Raw genomic sequence first — 16217 nt, 5'->3', positions numbered from 1 at the left:
GGCCGCGCCGCGCTTGTTGCCGGTGCGGCCGATGTTACATTGAGAGTCGGAAGCTTCCGGGGAGCCAGCCGACGTGACGCGCCCATTGCGGGATGCCCCGCAATTCTACCTGACCTCGCCTACCACGTGCCCGTATCTGCCCGGGCGCGAGGAGCGGAAGGTGTTCACGCACCTCGTCGGCTCGCGGGCCCGCGAGCTCAACGACGTGCTCTCGCAAGGCGGCTTCCGGCGTTCGCAGAGCATCGCCTATCGCCCGGCCTGCGAGATGTGTCGCGCCTGCGTCTCGGTGCGCGTCTGCGTCAACGATTTCCGGATGACGCGCGGCTTCCGCCGGGTGCTCGCCCGCAACAGCGACCTGATCGGCGAAGCCCTGCCGCCGCGGCCGCGCTCCGAGCATTATTCCCTGTTCCGCTCCTATCTCGACGAGCGCCATCCCGATGGCGGCATGGCGACGATGTCGGCGCTCGATTTCGCGATGATGGTCGAGGACACCCATGTCGAGACCAGCCTGATCGAATATCGCCGCCGTGGCCCCGATTCCGGTTTCACCGGGCGAGGCGCCGGCGACCTCTTCGCGATGGCCCTGACCGATACGCTCAGCGACGGGCTCTCGATGGTCTATTCGGTCTATGACCCCGGACTGGAACTGCGCTCGCTCGGCACCTTCATGGTGCTCGACCATATCGCCCGGGCGCGCCGCCTCGGCCTGCCTTACGTCTATCTCGGCTATTGGGTCGAGGGCTCGCCGAAGATGACCTACAAGTCGCGCTTCCTGCCGCAGGAACGCCTGATGCCGCAAGGCTGGGAGCGGGTTGAACGCAACGTTTCAACCGATTGAAACGCATCAGCGACGCGCGGAAAACGCGCTTGCCGCCCATCGCTCCTGCCGACACTGTAGCGGCAACGGCCCGCGGCAGACACGCATGACAGGGGCCGCCCCGGAGGAATGATGAGCCAGGAACTGACCGACAGGCTGGAGCGCTGCTACACCGGCATCATCCACGACACGATGCGGGCGATGGGCCTGAAGGACTTCGTCCTGCCGCCGGAACTGCGCCCGCTCCTGCCCGGCCAGAAGCTGGCGGGGCCGGCCTTCACCGTCGAGGGCAAGACCGGCGAATTCGACGCGCATGAGACGCTGCTGGGCTGGACCGGCCTGCTCTCGGCCGCCAAGCCCGGCCATGTCTGGGTCTGCCAGCCGAACACCAACGAGATCGCGCTGATGGGCGAGCTCTCGGCCGAGACGCTGAAGAACAAGGGCGTGCGCGGCTGCGTCATCGACGGCCTCTCGCGCGATACCGAATTCATGGTCGAGATGGGCTTCCAAGCCTATTTCAAGGCCTATACGCCGCGCGACATCGTCGGCGCCTGGCTTCCCAAGGCGGTCGACGAGCCGATCAAGATCGGCGAGGTCTGGATCCGGCCGGGCGACTATATCCTCGCCGATCGCGACGGCGTCGTGCGCATCCCCGCCGAGATCATCGAGGAAGTCCTGGAGAAGTCCGAGACCGCGATCACGGCCGAGAACAAGGTCCGCACCGCGATCCTCGCCGGCACCGACCCGCAGAAAGCCTATCTGCAATACGGCAAGTTCTGACGCGTTTCCTCCTTCAAAGGGCGGCTCACCATGACCCACGATCCGCGCCTCATCCTGCTCGATCCGCGCGACAACGTCCTCGTCGCGCGGGTTCGCCTCAAGGCCGGCGAGACGGTCGAGACCGGCTCCGGACAGGCCGCGCTCGACCGTGACATCGCGCTCGCCCACAAACTCGCCCGCCGCACGATTGCGGCCGGCGAGAAGATCCTGAAATACGGCGCGCCGATCGGTGTCGCGACCGAGACGATCGCACCGGGCGCGCATGTCCATGTTCACAACATGCGCAGCGACTACACGCCGACCTATCATCTCGAAGACGAACGCAAGGCGGGAGCCTCGGCATGAGCACGATGCGCGGCTATCTTCGCTCCGACGGGCGCAAGGGCATCCGCAACACTGTCGCGGTCGCCTATCTCGTCGAATGCGCCCACCATGTCGCACGCGAGATCGCCCTGCCCTGGCGCGAGGAAGGCGTCCACGCCATCGGCTTTCCCGGCTGCTACCCGAACCCCTATGCCGAGCGGATGATGGAGCAGCTCTGCACTCACCCGAATGTCGGCGCGGTGCTCCTGGTCTCGCTCGGCTGCGAAAGCTTCAACAAATACGCGCTGGAGCGTGCGGTGCGCGCCAGCGGGCGGCCGGTGAAGACGATCATCATCCAGGGCACCGGCGGCACCCGCGCCTCGATCCGCGAGGGTCGCGCCTGGGTCGAGGAACAACGCAGCCTCCTCGATGCGCAGGAGACGGTGCCGATGGCCGTCTCCGAACTCGTGGTCGGCACGGTCTGCGGCGGTTCCGACGGCACCTCCGGCATCACCGGCAATCCGGCCGCCGGACGCGCCTTCGACCAGCTCATCGCAGATGGGGCCGCCTGCATCTTCGAGGAAACCGGCGAGCTGATCGGCTGCGAGCACATCATGGCGGCGCGCGCGATCACGCCGGAGCTCGGCGCCGAACTGGAGAAATCCGTGGCCAAGGCGGCACGCTACTACGCGACGCTCGGCTACGGCTCCTTCGCCGCCGGCAATGCCGAGGGCGGGCTCTCCACCATCGAGGAAAAATCGATGGGCGCCTATGCCAAGTCCGGGGCATCGCCGATCTCCGGCCTGATCAAGCCGGGCGACGTGCCGCCGCATGGCGGACTCTACCTGCTCGACGTCGTGCCGGATGGCGAAGTCCGCTTCGGCTTCCCGAACATCAACGACAATGCCGAGATTGCGGAACTGATCGCCTGTGGCGCGCATTGCGTGCTGTTCGTGACGGGCAGAGGCTCGGTCGTCGGCTCGGCGATCTCGCCCGTCGTCAAAATCTGCGCCAATCCTGAGACCTATCGCCGGATGTCCGAGGATATGGATGTCGATGCCGGGCGCATCCTCGAAGGCCGCGCCGGGCTCGACGAAGTCGGCACCGAGATCCGCGATCTCGTCGTCTCGCTCGGGCAGGGCGGCCGGACGAAATCGGAAGAACTGGGTCATCAGGAATTCATCCTGACCTACAAGAGCTTCGAGCCGCTCGGCCCGGCCTGCCTGCCGGCGTAAGCAAGGGCGCGTCACGAAGCCCGCTTCCGCCGATCGCGCGGATTGGCTAAGCCTTCCTCCATGACGGGAGCTGCGGGACGGATGAACTGGCGAAGGAGCGCGATCGCGCTCATCGCCGTCTATGTCCTCATCCTGCAGACGACGCTGGTCGCGCTTGCCGCCGGATTGTCGGCGCAACCCTCCGCCGGGCTCGTGCATCCGCTTTGCGCGCCCGGCCAGACGACGCCGTTCGACCCGGCGCCCGACGGCAGCGGCGCGAAACTGCCGGATTGCTGCGCGAGCTTGTGCCTGTCGACGGCGATCGCGCTGCCGCCGACCTCTCCAGCCACCACCCTTGTCGCGCGCCAGCCCGCACGCTCTTTCGCCGACAACCTGACGGGGGAACAGGTTTCGTCTCCCTCCGCTCCGGGATACCCACTCGGCGCGCGCGCTCCCCCTGTCCCGGTCTGAAGCCCTTCCTCCTTCAGCTCAGACCAGGATTTATCCATGACAACCGTCTCAACGGCGACGGCCGCGCCCGAACGCGCAGGCCGGCCAGCCGCATCGCTCTACCGCGCCGTCTGGCGCTGGCATTTCTATGCCGGACTGATCACCCTGCCCTTCCTCATCCTGCTGGCCGTGACCGGCGGGCTCTACCTCTTCCGGGCTGAGATCGACGGCCTGATCCATCGCGACGTCAAGCGGGTCGAGGCCCGGATGACGGGCGAGCGGCCGCCCAGCGAAATCGTGGCGCAGGCCGTGAAAGCCTTCCCCGGAAAGGCGGTGAAGTACCTGCAGGCGGAAACCGCGACCGCCTCGGCCGAGGTCACGGTCCGCAATCCGGCGGGGACGCGGATGGTGGTCTATGTCGACCCCTACGACGCCCGCGTGCTCGGCCAGTTCCCCGACAAGGGCACGGTGATGTGGGTGATCCGGCAGATCCACAGCCTCGCCTATTTCGGGCCGATCGCGAACGGCGCCCTCGAAATCGCCGGGGGCTGGGCGATCCTGCTGGTGCTGACCGGCCTCTATCTGTGGTGGCCGCGCAAGCAGAGCGGCGGCGTTGTCACGGTCCGGGGCAAGCCGCGCCAGCGCGTGTTCTGGCGCGATCTCCATGCGGTTACCGGCCTCGTTGCCGGCGGCTTCATCCTGTTCCTCGCGATCACCGGCATGCCCTGGTCGGTGCTCTGGGGCGCCAAGGTCAATCAATGGGCCAACGGCCATAATTTCGGCTATCCGACCGGCCTGCGCGTCGCCGTGCCGATGTCGGACGAGCATCTCGCCCATGTCGCGCCAACGACATGGTCGCTGGAGCAAGCGAAACTGCCGGCCTCTCAGGCCACGGGCGGCGATGCGATCGGCCTCGATGCCGCCGTCGCCACCTTCGATCGGCTGGGCCTGACGCGCGGCTATGCCGTCAATCTCCCCGGCGGCCCAAGCGGGGTCTATACCGGCTCGGTCTACCCGAAGGACATGGCGCTCCAGCGCGTCATCCATCTCGACCAGTATAGCGGCAAACCTCTGATCGACATGAGCTATGCCGATTACGGCCCGCTCGGCAAAGCGCTGGAATGGGGCATCAATGTCCATATGGGGCAGGAATTCGGCGTAGCGAACCAGATCGTGATGCTCGCCGCCTGCTTCGCCATCGTCCTGCTCTGCGTCTCGGCGTTGGTGATGTGGTGGAAGCGGCGCCCGCAAGGGTCGCTCGGCGTGCCGCCGCTGCCGGCTGAGAAGGCAACGCTGCGTGTGGTCGTGGCCTTGCTCGCCATTGGCGGTCTCATCTTTCCGCTGGTCGGGCTGTCGCTTATCGTCATGGTGATGATCGACGCCGTACTGACAAGAAACATACAACCTATGAGCGCATAACCGAGAAGCCTGCTTCCCCGAGCAGCAGGCTTACCCACGGACTGAACAACGGGGCGTCATTGCCCCGTTGTTCAGAAAAGAACGCGATCGCCTTAAGAGTAAATCAAGCCGGACCTGCGCAGAGTGCTGCCACTGCTTTGCCGTGGGAGCCCTCATGCTGCGTAACCTGACCCGGATGCCGGCGGACATGTCGTCGGATTCGCGCCGGCAGCTTCTCCATGCCGTGACGGATCTCTTCCTGCTCGACCACGATCCGAACGAGGCCGTGAAGGAGCATTACGGTGAGATCGCGGCCGGCTCGCTCGGCCATCTCGGCGACGAGGACCGCAAGGGCTATGCCGATCGCGTTGCCGCGATGCCGACCCTGCCGCACAATGTCGCGGTCACGCTCGGCGGCGACGGCAATGCCGAGGTCGCGCGCCTCGTGCTGTCCCTCTCCCCGGTCCTGACCGATACCGATCTCGCCGCCATCGCTGTCAGCCAGTCGCAGCAACATCTCGTCGCCATTGCCGAGCGCGCGCGCCTCTCCGAGGGCGTCACCGACATCCTCGTCGAACGCGGCGACCAGAAGGTGCTGCATACCGTCAGCGCCAATGAAGGCGCCGCCTTCTCCGATCGCGGCTTCGACCGGCTGCTGGAGCGTGGCGGGGACGATGCCGCCATCACCGACGCCCTCGCCCGGCGCTCCGATCTCGCGCCGAACCGCGCGCAGCGCGTCCTGCGGATCGTCGAACAGTTCTCCGACGGCGGCAATGCGGCGCCTGCCACTGACGCGAGCGTCTCGCTTGCCCGCCAGGCGCGCCAGCAACGCCTCGAGGTCAAGCTGCTGCTCTCCGACCTCGCCGCCAAGGTGCGCGAGGTCGACGACGTCTTGACCATGCTGGCCGACGAGGATCGCGCCTATCACCTCTCGCAGGTGCTCTCCGAAATCGGCGGCATCTCGATCGAACAGGCGCTGCGCGTGCTGATGCAGCGGGATTCCAGCGGCATCGCCGTCGCCTGCCGCTCGCTCGGCATCGGCGCCACCGCCTTCCGCGCCATCCTGCAATTGCGGGCACGCCGGCTCTATTTCTCGCCGCGCGACGTCGATGACGATGTCGACGCCTATGACAAGCTCGATCTCGCGACGGCGGAGCGGACGCTGGGCTTCCTCAAGCTCAGGACCAAGATCGCCTGAGGCGCAGCCGGCCCCGGCCACAAAACCGCGACATTCGCCTCGCTCCATGCTAGCTTCCGACCGAGCACGCTGTCGCGAGGACGCTTTCGACGTGAGATTTCCGCTTCTATCCGCCGCGACGCTCGCCGCCCTGCTCGGCGCAGGTGAATCGGCGCAGGCGCAGGCGTTCCTGCCGCTCTCCGGTTTCGCGCCGCTGCCCTCCTTCGCCTGGGACCAGCCCAGCCTGTCGCCGAAATGGGAAGGGTCCTATGCCCGCATCTCTTCGGGCTTCCAGGTCACCAGCAGCAAGCATATGCGCACCAGCGCCGGCCCGACGATCGGACTGGAAGCGGGCAAGATGCTGCGCGAGGGCAATTTCGTCTACGGTATCGCCGGCGCGATCGACTACGCCCCCGCTGTCGGCGGCTATGGTTATCCGAGCTTCGGCAATGTCGCCTATACTCGTGACCTGGCCGGCGCCTTCAGGGTTCAGGCTGGCGTGCTCGTGACGCCCGACGTCATGCTCTACACGACGGCAGGGTTGACCGCGGCCAACGAGACCTGGCGCTACGGCGCGACGGCCTTCTCCTCACCTTTCAGCCGCAGCAACATCGCCGTGCGACCCGAGGCGCGCGCCGGAGTGCTCTGGGCCGTCACCGACAAGATCACGATCGGCCTCGAAGCCGGCATCATCGGGCAGGAAATCCGCTGAGACGCTGATTCAGGCGGTTACAATCTTGATTCCGGCTTTCCCGGCAAGCCTTTGATCTGGCGTCATTCTCGGGCTTGACCCGAGAAGCCTTTGCCAAGAGCGCGCTGGTCCCGAGATGCTCGGACCAAGCCCGAGCATGACGCTATTCCTGCCTCACCCCCCGAACGTATTGCTCTTCGGGAAGCCCTTGGGCGGCAGGCGCCCGGCTTCGGCGCGGTGGCCGAGCCATTCCAGCAGATCGGCCTGCGTCACCGTCCAGGTGCGGCCGGAGGTGTCGAGCCAAGTCAGGCCGTCAGCGAGGTTGAAGGTCCTGGCGTCGGAGAGGCCGCCATCCTTGTAGCGTTGCAGGCGCACGCCCTTGCCACGGCCCATCTCCGCCACTTCCGAGATCGGGAAGCAGAGCAGCTTGCGGTTCTCGCCGATGATCGCGACATGGTCGCCATCGGCCGGCGCCGCCAGCATCGCGACATGCGTGCCGTCGACATTGAGCACCTGCCGACCCTTACGGGTATTGGCGACGACATCGTCGGCGGGCGCGACGAAGCCCCTGCCCTCGCTCGACACCATCAGCAGCTTCGTGCCCGGCTTGTAGGGGAAGGCAGAGACGATCTCGGCCGTCTCCTCCAGCTCGATCATCAGGCGGATCGGATCGCCGAAGCCGCGTCCGCCCGGCAGCTTGGACGCATCCAGCGTGAAGACCTTGCCGTTCGAGGCGAGCACCAGCACCTTCGCCGTCGTCTCGGTGAAGAAGGCGGTCTGGAGCGCGTCGTCGCCCTTGAAGGAGAAGCTCGACTTGTCCTGGACATGGCCCTTCAAGGCCCTGATCCAGCCCTTCTTCGAGATGACGACCGTGATCGGCTCACGCTCGACCATGGCCTGGGTCAGGTCGATATCGGCGGTCTCCGGCATATCGGCGAAATCGGTGCGGCGCTTGCCGATCGCGGTTTCCGGGCCGAAGGTCTTCTTCACCTGCCGGATGTCCCAGGCGATGGTCTTCCACTGCGTCGCCTCGGAGGCGAGCAGGCCTTCGATCTGCTCCTTCTCCTTGGTCAATTCGTCGAGCTCGGTCTTGAGCTGCATCTCCTCGAGCTTGCGCAAGGCGCGCAGGCGCGTGTCGAGGATCGCGTTGGCCTGGATCTCGGTGAGGTCGAAGACCTTCATCAGTTCGATCTTGGGCTCGTCCTCCTCGCGGATGATTTTGATCACCCGGTCGAGGTCGAGATAGACGATCAGCAGGCCGCGCAGGATTTCGAGGCGCTTGTCGATCTGGCCAAGGCGGAAGCGCGAGCGCCGCTGCAGCACCTCGCGGCGGTGGTCGAGCCAGGCGCGCAGAGCCTCGGCGAGGCCGAGCACGCGCGGCACCAGCCCGCCGGTCAGCACGTTCATGTTCATTGAAATGCGCGATTCGAGCTCGGAGAGCCGGAACAGCGATTCCATCATCAGGTTGGGATCGACATTGCGGGCGCGCGGCTCGATGACGATGCGGATATCCTCGGCCGACTCGTCGCGCAGGTCGCCGACCAAAGGCAGCTTCTTGTCGTTGAGGAGCTCGGCGATCTTCTCGATCAGCCGGCCCTTCGAGACCATGTAGGGGATCTCGGTGACCACAGCGAGCCAGGTGCCGCGGCCCTGATCCTCGGAATGCCAGCGCGCGCGGGTGCGGAAGGCGCCGCGGCCGGTGCGGTAGGTCTCCGCCATCGAGGCGCGGGTCTCGACGATGATGCCGCCCGTCGGGAAATCCGGGCCGGGCACGAAGGTCATCAGCTGCTCGGAGGTCGTCTCCGGGTGCTGGATCAGGTAGAGCGCGGCGTCGCAGAGCTCGGCGGCGTTGTGCGGCGGGATCGAGGTCGCCATGCCGACCGCGATGCCCTGCGAGCCGTTGGCCAGCAGGTTCGGGAAGGCTGCTGGGAGAACGACCGGCTCCTCGTCCTCGCCGTTATAGGTCTCGCGGAAGTCGACCGCATCCTCGTCGATGCCGTCAAGGAGCAGGCGCGCGACCTCGGTCATGCGCGCTTCGGTATAGCGGTAGGCGGCGGCGTTATCGCCGTCGATATTGCCGAAATTGCCCTGCCCGTCGACGAGCGGGTAACGCTGGGCGAAATCCTGCGCGAGGCGCACCAGCGCGTCATAGACCGACTGGTCGCCATGCGGATGGAACTTGCCGATGACGTCGCCGACGATGCGGGCGCATTTCTTGTGGACCTGGCCGGGGTCGAGCCGCAGCAGCCGCATGGCGTGCAGGATGCGGCGGTGGACCGGCTTCAGGCCGTCGCGCGCATCCGGCAGGGCACGGTGCATGATGGTGGAGAGCGCATAGGCGAGATAGCGCTCTTCGAGCGCCGATTTCAGATCGATGCGCTCGGCTTCATCTTCCGGCGGCGGATCGACCGGTTTGCCCATGCTGCGTCAGCCCTTGTGCTGTCCAAAAATTCGCGCCTGCTCTATGGCACGTCGCGAATCAGCCCGCCAGAACAATGCAGGTACGAAGCCCCCTTCGCAAACGCAGGGGATGCCTTTTCGCGCTTAGGCGGTGGATGATTCGCCGGGCGGTGCATTCGCCGCGGCCCGCGTCGCCATTTCGATCAGCCGCTCCCGCTCAGGCGGCTCGCGCAGGCCGCGCGGATCGAGGATATGGCGGCGCAGGAAGAAGCCCGTCAGCGCGAAACCCGAGAGGATGTCGGCTGGAGACGGGCGCCGCCCGCCCTGCCCCTCGACAAGGAACGAAGGCAGTTTCAGCAGGCGGTCGAGATAGGGCTGCGCAGCTCGCCGGCTGACGGCCTTGCCGGATTTCGGCGAGACATGGCTGAGATCATCAGGCGAGCCCGTGACGGCGCAGCGCGCCAGATCGAGCCCGAAACCAAGTTCGGTGAGCATCGCCAGTTCGAAACGGATGATCAGCGCCGGCGCCATCTCGGCCTCGTCGAGATGGGCCACGAGGACGGACAACCCTTCATAGAGACCGGGATGCGGATCGCGCTCCGGCAGCAGGCGCAGCAGGCCGGCGATGGTGCCGAGCCCGTAGAGCGCGACCGGCGCGGCGATCAGGCGGGCGGCATGGGAGCCGAGCAGCTCGACCTTGTACTCGCCGAGATGCTCGTCGAGCCGGGCGCGCCAGGTCAGCGAGACATGATTGCCCGGCTGCAGCGAGGCCTGCGCCTTGGACGAGCGCCCGCCCCTGACGAGGCCGAGATGGCGGCCGTGCTCGCGCGTCATCGCCTCCAGGATCACGGCGCTTTCGCCATGAGCCTTGAGGCCGATGATCGTGCCCTCGTCGGTCCATTCCATGAGGACAGGATTTAGGGCGAGAGGCGCGTTGCTGCAATTTCATACGCGACGTCATACCGGCTATGGGGCGCTCCCCATCTCGTGAAGCCTCGGGTTTTATTGGAAAGCGCGGGTCACCCCGGACGCAGCGAAGCGGAGATCCGGGATGACGGCGTGTTTCTGAGACCTTCCAAGAGGCTTCACGCCACGTACTGGGCGATGCCGCCGCCGAAGGACCAATCCTCGCGCTTGACCTCGACGAGGTTGATGAAGATGTCGTCCGGATTCAGGCCGGGCTCCTTCATGAGATTCTCGGTGATCGCGGCGTAGAGCTTCTTTTTCTGCGTCACGCCGCGCGTATTGGCGACGGTAAGCTGAATGATCACCAGCCTGTCGCTGCGGTTGAAGCCGAAATAATTGGCGTCGAAGACGAACTCGTCGGCATCGTGCTGGTGGACGACGGCGAAGAGATCCTTCTCCGGCACTTCGAAGGTCTCGCGCAGCGCCTTGTAGACACCGTCGATGATGGCAGCCGGCTCGGAAGCCGGGCGGCCGCGGCGCATGGAAATCCTGATCAGGGGCATGGTCTGTCTCCGTCTCGAGGCGCAACCGCGCCTGTCGAGACGAACATAGGCCGCCCCATACAATCTGAAAATCATATCTATGATGATACCAATGATATGATATTATGATTTATGGGCACTCTCGACATCGACGCCGTCGCCTCGTTCCTGCGCGCGGCCGAGCTGAAAAGCTTCACCCGCGCCGCCGAGGCGCTCGGCACGACGCAATCGCTGGTCAGCACGCGGGTGAAGCGACTGGAAGATGGGCTCGGCCGGCTGCTGCTGCAGCGCCACCCGCGGCTTGTCCGCTTGACGGCCGAGGGCGAGCGCTTCCTGCCGGCCGCGCGCGAGTTGATGGCCGCTCATGGCAAGGCGCTCGCGGCCTTCGCGGTCGCGCCCGAGCATATCGCGGTCGGCATCAGCGAGCAGGCTGTTGGCGCCGAGGTCCCAGCCGTGCTCGCACGCCTGACGGCGCATGATCCTGGCATCGTCATCAATCTCAGGATCGAGCCGTCGCGGATGCTGGAAGAGGCGTTCGAACGAGGCGAGCTCGATGTCGTGATCGTGCGCCGGCTCGCGGCGGGTCGGACCGGAGAGGTCCTGCGCGACGATGCGGTCGGCTGGTTCGCGGCGCCCAGCTTCGTGCGGCCGCCCGATGCGCCCGTGCCGCTGGTCAGCCTCGTCGCAGAATGCCGCCTGCGCCGGCACAGCATGGATACGCTGGACCGCGCCGGCATCGCATGGCGCGAAGCCTTCGTCGGCGGCGGCATGGCAGCGGTTGCGGCGGCCGTTCAAGTCGGGCTCGGCATTTCGCCGCTGGCCGCGCGGATCGCGCCGGCGGGCGCGGTCGATATCGGGCCTGCATGGGGGCTGCCCGTGCTCGGCGGATCGCAGGTCGTGCTCAGGAGCAATGTCGCAACGCCGCGCGCGGGCGCTTTCGTTCGCGAACTGGCAGCGGCTTTCCGGGGGTAGTCTTCACCCCGATGGCGCCGCCCTGCAGCCGTCGGCGCCAGATCGCACCGGTCTCGTCCCCTTGTCATTCCGGGGCGCACCACAGGCGCGAACCCGGAACCCACGACCGGGTGGGACCTTCAATGACGAGCTGCAAATGGCCCACCCCATCGTGGGTTCCGGGTTCTTCGCTCCGCGAAGCCCCGGAATGACAAAGGTGGTTTCCGGCTCGGGCCGCAGGCCTGAGCCGGAAATGACCGCAGCCCCTACCCGACCACGCGCTCGACGCGGCTGATCACCCGCTTCTCGCGCAACTCGCTGATGATGGCCGAGAGGTGCTTCAGGTCCCAGACCGTGAGGTCGATGGTGACATCGGTGAAGTCCTGGTTCGGGCGGTTCATCGAGACGGAATCGATGTTGCCGTCATGCTCCGCGATGGTCGTGGTGATCTGGGCGAGCGAGCCGGGCTCGTTGATCGACTTCAGGGCGATGCGCGCCGGGAAGCGCTGCGGCGCCTTGTCGTCGAGGTCCCAGCGGACATCGAGCCAGCGATCCGGCTCGTTGTCGAAGGCGGCGAGCGCGGGCGACTGGATCGGGTAGATCGTCACCCCCTCGCCCGGGGTCAGGATGCCGACGATGCGATCGCCCGGTACAGCCCCGCCATGCGGCGCGAAGCGCACCGGCAGGTCTCCGCCAAGACCGCGGATCGGGATCGCGGTATCCGGCTCCTCGCCCGGCAGCTTGAACTTGAGGTTCTCGTTCTGGCGCAGCTCGAACCAGCCCTTTCCGCTGGCGGCCGCGCCTGGCTTGCCCTCGGTCGAACCGCGCTTCTCCAGTTCGAGGTCCGGATAGACGGCCTTGACCACGTCGCCCGAATACATCTCGCCACGCCCGACGGCGGCGAGCACGTCGTCCACGGTGTTGCGGGCAAGGCGTTTCAGCGCAGCCTTGAGCTTGTCGTCGGAGAAGGCGCGCTCGGCGCGGGAGAAAGCGCGTTCGAGGATCTGGCGGCCCAGGCCGGCATATTGACGACGCACGGCGGCGCGGGTGGCGCGGCGGATGGCGGCGCGGGCCTTGCCGGTGACGACGAGCGATTCCCAGGCGGCGGGCGGGGCCTGCCCGTCGGCACGGGTGATCTCGACCTCGTCGCCATTCTGCAACTCGGTCAGGAGCGGCGCGATGCGGCCGTTGATCTTGGCTCCGACGGCGCTGTTGCCGACATCGGTATGAACCGCATATGCGAAATCGATCGGCGTCGCGCCGCGCGGCAGGGCGATGAGCCGCCCCTTCGGCGTGAAGCAGAAGACCTGATCGTGGAAGAGCTCGAGCTTGGTGTGCTCGAGGAATTCCTCGGGGCTGTCGCCCTCGGCCAGCAGGTCGACTGTGCGGCGCAGCCATTGATAGGCGCGGCTCTCGTCGGCCAGGCCGATCGGCTCGCCGGCGCGGCCATCCTTGTAATGGGCATGGGCGGCGATGCCGTACTCGGCGATGCGGTCCATGTTGTCGGTGCGGATCTGCAGTTCGACGCGGCTATGGCCGGGGCCGACCACCGTCGTATGGATCGAACGGTAGTCGTTCTGCTTCGGCGTCGAGATGTAGTCCTTGTAGCGGCCGGGCACCATCGGCCAGGTCATGTGGACGATGCCGAGCACGCGGTAGCAATCCTCCGGCCTCTCGACGATGACGCGGAAGCCGAAGATGTCGGAGAGCTGCTCGAAGGAGACGGATTTCCGCTCCATCTTCTTCCAGATCGAATAGGGACGCTTGCGGCGCCCGAAGACCTCGGCCTGGATGCCGCTGGCGGCGAGCTTGCCCTTCAGGTCCTCCTCGATCTCGCCGATGACCTTGCCCTCACGTGCGGTCACTTCCTCCAGCCGCTTGGTCACGGTGGCGTGGGCTTCGGGCTTGATGTGGCGGAAGGAGAGTTCCTCCAGCTCCTCGCGCAGTTCCTGCATACCCATGCGGCCGGCGAGCGGCGCGTAGATCTCGATCGTTTCCTCGGCGATGCGCAGGCGCTTCTCGGGCGGGACGAAATGCAGCGTCCGCATGTTGTGCAGGCGGTCGGCCAGCTTGACCAGCAGCACGCGGATGTCGTCGACGATGGCGAGCAGCAGCTTGCGGAAATTCTCGCCCTGCGCCGCCTTCTTCGAGACGAGGTCGAGCTTCTTGATCTTGGTAAGGCCGTCGACGAGCCGGCGGATGTCCGGCCCGAACATGGTCTCGATCTCTTCCAGCGTCGCGGCCGTGTCCTCGACCGTGTCGTGCAGGACGGCGGCGACGATGGTGGCGTCGTCGAGCTTGAGATCGGTCAGGATCGCCGCGACTTCGAGCGGATGCGCGAAGAAGGGATCGCCGGAGGCGCGCTTCTGCGTGCCGTGAGCACGCATGGCATAGACATAGGCCCGGTTGAGCAGGTCCTCGTCGGTATTCGGATTGTAGCTCCTGACCCGGTCAACGAGCTCGTATTGCCGCATCATGCCCATGCGGGCCCCAGCCTCGTCCTGCAATCATTGCAACACATTATTATTTGCACAGGCATCGGCGGCAGCAAGGCGTTTTCCGGAAGGGCCATGAAAAAAGCCCGGCAGTGCCGGGCTTTAGTCGGAAACGGTGAACAATCGATTCACATTCGATCCGCGCACCGGATTTCGTGATCGAGGATCAGTCCTCGTCGTCGGCGCTCTCGGTCGGCGGCACGAGGCCGTCGAGGCCGCGCAGCAGGTCCTCTTCGCTCATGCGGTCGAACTGCACTTCGCTGTCCGGCGTCGCGGCGCTGGTGGGGCTGGCGAGCAGCGGAACGGTCTCCTGCTCCGGCTCGTCGACCTCGACATGCTTCTGCAGGGAGTGGATCAGATCTTCCTTGAGATCCTCGGGCTTGAGCTTCTCATCGGCGATCTCGCGGAGCGCAACGACGGGGTTCTTGTCGTTGTCGCGGGGAACGAGGATCGACGAGCCCGACTGGATCATCCGCGCGCGGTGGCTGGCAAGCAGCACCAGCTCGAAGCGGTTCTCGACCTTGTCGATGCAGTCTTCAACGGTAACGCGAGCCATGGCCGGCTTCTTCCGATCTCAGCGATGCAGGGAATGGATTGAGCACGGCCTTACAGGCAAAGCCACCGCGATGCAAGAAATTCGCGGTGGCCGCGTCGGCCTCAGGCGCCTAAGCGGCGCACCATATCATCCAGCGTCGGCTCGGGCCGGCCTGCGACCTCGCCGCCGCGCGCGCCCATTGCAGGGAGTTCGTGCGGCTTCAGCTCGGCGAAGCGCATCCGCATCGTCGTCGCGACGCCCTCGCCGAAGGCGATCGCCTCGCGATTGCCGATCGAGGACAGGAAATTGATCGTGCTGGCGGAGGCGTCGGAGATCGCCGAGCGAATGATCTGCTGGTCGCGTTCGTTCGCCAGTCGCATCGCGAAGATGGTCGAGCATTGCGACAGGATGGTCGGGTCGAGCTCACCCGGGCGCTGGGTCACGATGCCGAGATAGGCGCCGTATTTGCGGCCTTCCTTGGCGATCCGGGCGAGCGCCTGCCGCGTCGGCGCGAAACCGAGTTTGGGATCGGAGGGCACATAGCGATGCGCCTCCTCGCAGAGCACGAGGATTTCGCAGGCGCCCTGACTCGCGCTGGCAAGGTCGAAGGCCAGGCGCGACAGCACAGAGGCCACTGCGTTCACGACCTCGGCCGGCAGGCCGCCGAGCTGGAAGGCCGTGATCGGCCGGCCATGCATCGGAATGCGGAAAACCTGGGAGAGGATCGGCGCCACGGTCTCGTACATGTTGGCCCGCCCGAACATGAAGCGGTAGCGCGGATCGGCATGGAGCGATTCCAGCCGCACCTTCAGCGAGCGCAGGGCGACGCGGGGCCAGCGCTGCTCGTGCAAGCCGATCAGCTCGTCGATGACGGCGAACAGATCCTTGAGCCGATAGGGCGTGGCGGCGTCAACTCCCCCGGTCTGGTGCGCGTCCGCCGACTGGCGCGGGGCGCCGAGATCGAGCGGGCGCTTCAGCAGGCTGGAACCGAGATCGCGCGCCAGATCCTGCCCGCTGGGCAGGCGATAGCGCGTCCGCGCGGCCGAGACGACCTCGCGCAGGATATCCGGCTCGTCCTCAAGGGCCGCCCGCCCCCGGAACACGACATCGGCCAGCTCGTCCTGCTTGAACATCCAGAAGGGCAGATCGAGGCTTTCGCCGTCGATGGTCAGGGCCAGGTCCGGAAAGGCGCTGGAGTATTCGTTGTGCGGATCGAGGATGAGCACACGCAGGCGCGGCCGAACCGATACGGCACGGCGCAGCAGCAGCGAGACCGCGCTCGACTTGCCAACGCCGGTGGTCCCGACCAGGGCGAAGTGACGCGACAGCATATCCTGGATGCTGACGGTCGCGGGAATGCTCGTATCCTGCGTGACATGGCCGATCTCGACGCCGGAACGGTCGCCGAGATCATGGACCAGCGCGAGATCGCCTGCCCGGATGCGATGCGCGATCGCACCGATCGGCGGAAAGGTGCTGATGCCGCTCTGGAAACGCACTCGCTGTTGTAGCCCCCAAAAGCCCGGACATTTCTCACGGTGCTGCATGGGCCGCGATG

At 66.3% G+C, this 16217-nt stretch carries 15 protein-coding genes; 9 read left to right on the top strand and 6 right to left on the bottom strand.

The genetic code is table 11. The features are described from left to right. The first annotated feature begins 73 nt into the window (after positions 1-73). The 8 genes from ACODTJ_RS23500 (at position 74) to ACODTJ_RS23465 (ending at position 6851) form a co-directional block, all read left to right on the top strand. Positions 74-838: an arginyltransferase gene (locus tag ACODTJ_RS23500; protein WP_454657457.1), complete on the top strand. Its 765-nt coding sequence runs from the start codon at positions 74-76 to the stop codon at positions 836-838. Between the two features lie 111 nt (positions 839-949). Then, complete coding sequence (locus ACODTJ_RS23495) at positions 950-1597, top strand: RraA family protein (RefSeq protein ID WP_454657458.1); 648 nt, start codon at positions 950-952, stop codon at positions 1595-1597. A gap of 30 nt (positions 1598-1627) precedes the next feature. After that, positions 1628-1942 (top strand): UxaA family hydrolase, encoded by a 315-nt coding sequence (locus ACODTJ_RS23490; protein ID WP_454657459.1) that lies wholly within the window; start codon positions 1628-1630, stop codon positions 1940-1942. Continuing rightward, positions 1939-3135 carry a UxaA family hydrolase gene (locus ACODTJ_RS23485; protein WP_454657460.1) on the top strand — a complete coding sequence of 399 codons (1197 nt, stop codon included), beginning with the start codon at positions 1939-1941 and terminating at the stop codon, positions 3133-3135. Before ACODTJ_RS23490 ends, ACODTJ_RS23485 begins: the two co-directional genes overlap by 4 nt. A gap of 81 nt (positions 3136-3216) precedes the next feature. Then, positions 3217-3585, top strand: coding sequence for a hypothetical protein (locus tag ACODTJ_RS23480; RefSeq protein ID WP_454657461.1), 369 nt, complete (start codon positions 3217-3219; stop codon positions 3583-3585). Between the two features lie 36 nt (positions 3586-3621). Continuing rightward, a complete protein-coding gene (locus ACODTJ_RS23475; RefSeq protein WP_454657462.1) occupies positions 3622-4983 on the top strand; it encodes a PepSY-associated TM helix domain-containing protein in 1362 nt (453 codons plus the stop codon). A gap of 154 nt (positions 4984-5137) precedes the next feature. Next, on the top strand, positions 5138-6160 hold the full coding sequence (locus ACODTJ_RS23470; RefSeq protein WP_488850247.1) for a DUF2336 domain-containing protein: 1023 nt from the start codon (positions 5138-5140) through the stop codon (positions 6158-6160). A 91-nt stretch (positions 6161-6251) separates the two neighbouring features. Beyond that, positions 6252-6851: an outer membrane protein gene (locus ACODTJ_RS23465; RefSeq protein WP_454657464.1), complete on the top strand. Its 600-nt coding sequence runs from the start codon at positions 6252-6254 to the stop codon at positions 6849-6851. A gap of 153 nt (positions 6852-7004) precedes the next feature. Here ACODTJ_RS23465 and parC read toward each other — a convergent pair whose 3' ends face one another. The 3 genes from parC to ACODTJ_RS23450 all read right to left on the bottom strand — a co-directional run bounded on the left by parC (position 7005) and on the right by ACODTJ_RS23450 (position 10699). After that, positions 7005-9251: a DNA topoisomerase IV subunit A gene (parC, locus tag ACODTJ_RS23460; protein ID WP_454657465.1), complete on the bottom strand. Its 2247-nt coding sequence runs from the start codon at positions 9249-9251 to the stop codon at positions 7005-7007. 123 nt (positions 9252-9374) lie between these two features. After that, positions 9375-10136, bottom strand: a complete 762-nt coding sequence (gene recO / locus ACODTJ_RS23455) for a DNA repair protein RecO (RefSeq protein WP_488850244.1) — start codon at positions 10134-10136, stop codon at positions 9375-9377. A gap of 179 nt (positions 10137-10315) precedes the next feature. After that, positions 10316-10699: a tautomerase family protein gene (locus tag ACODTJ_RS23450; protein WP_454657467.1), complete on the bottom strand. Its 384-nt coding sequence runs from the start codon at positions 10697-10699 to the stop codon at positions 10316-10318. Positions 10700-10810: 111 nt separating this feature from the next. On the opposite strand from ACODTJ_RS23450, the gene ACODTJ_RS23445 reads away from it, so the two are divergent. Beyond that, positions 10811-11650, top strand: a complete 840-nt coding sequence (locus tag ACODTJ_RS23445; RefSeq protein ID WP_454657468.1) for a LysR family transcriptional regulator — start codon at positions 10811-10813, stop codon at positions 11648-11650. Between the two features lie 245 nt (positions 11651-11895). Here ACODTJ_RS23445 and ACODTJ_RS23440 read toward each other — a convergent pair whose 3' ends face one another. From ACODTJ_RS23440 to ACODTJ_RS23430, 3 genes are all read right to left on the bottom strand, one after another. Next, on the bottom strand, positions 11896-14106 hold the full coding sequence (locus ACODTJ_RS23440; RefSeq protein WP_454659012.1) for a RelA/SpoT family protein: 2211 nt from the start codon (positions 14104-14106) through the stop codon (positions 11896-11898). Positions 14107-14290: 184 nt separating this feature from the next. Further along, positions 14291-14680, bottom strand: a complete 390-nt coding sequence (gene rpoZ / locus ACODTJ_RS23435) for a DNA-directed RNA polymerase subunit omega (protein WP_291651738.1) — start codon at positions 14678-14680, stop codon at positions 14291-14293. 101 nt (positions 14681-14781) lie between these two features. Beyond that, positions 14782-16158 (bottom strand): ATP-binding protein, encoded by a 1377-nt coding sequence (locus tag ACODTJ_RS23430; RefSeq protein ID WP_488850241.1) that lies wholly within the window; start codon positions 16156-16158, stop codon positions 14782-14784. Between the last annotated feature and the right edge of the window lie 59 nt (positions 16159-16217).

The organism is Allobosea sp. FG18 (genome assembly GCF_057809495.1).
This window is presented reverse-complemented; position numbering and strand designations above follow the sequence as displayed.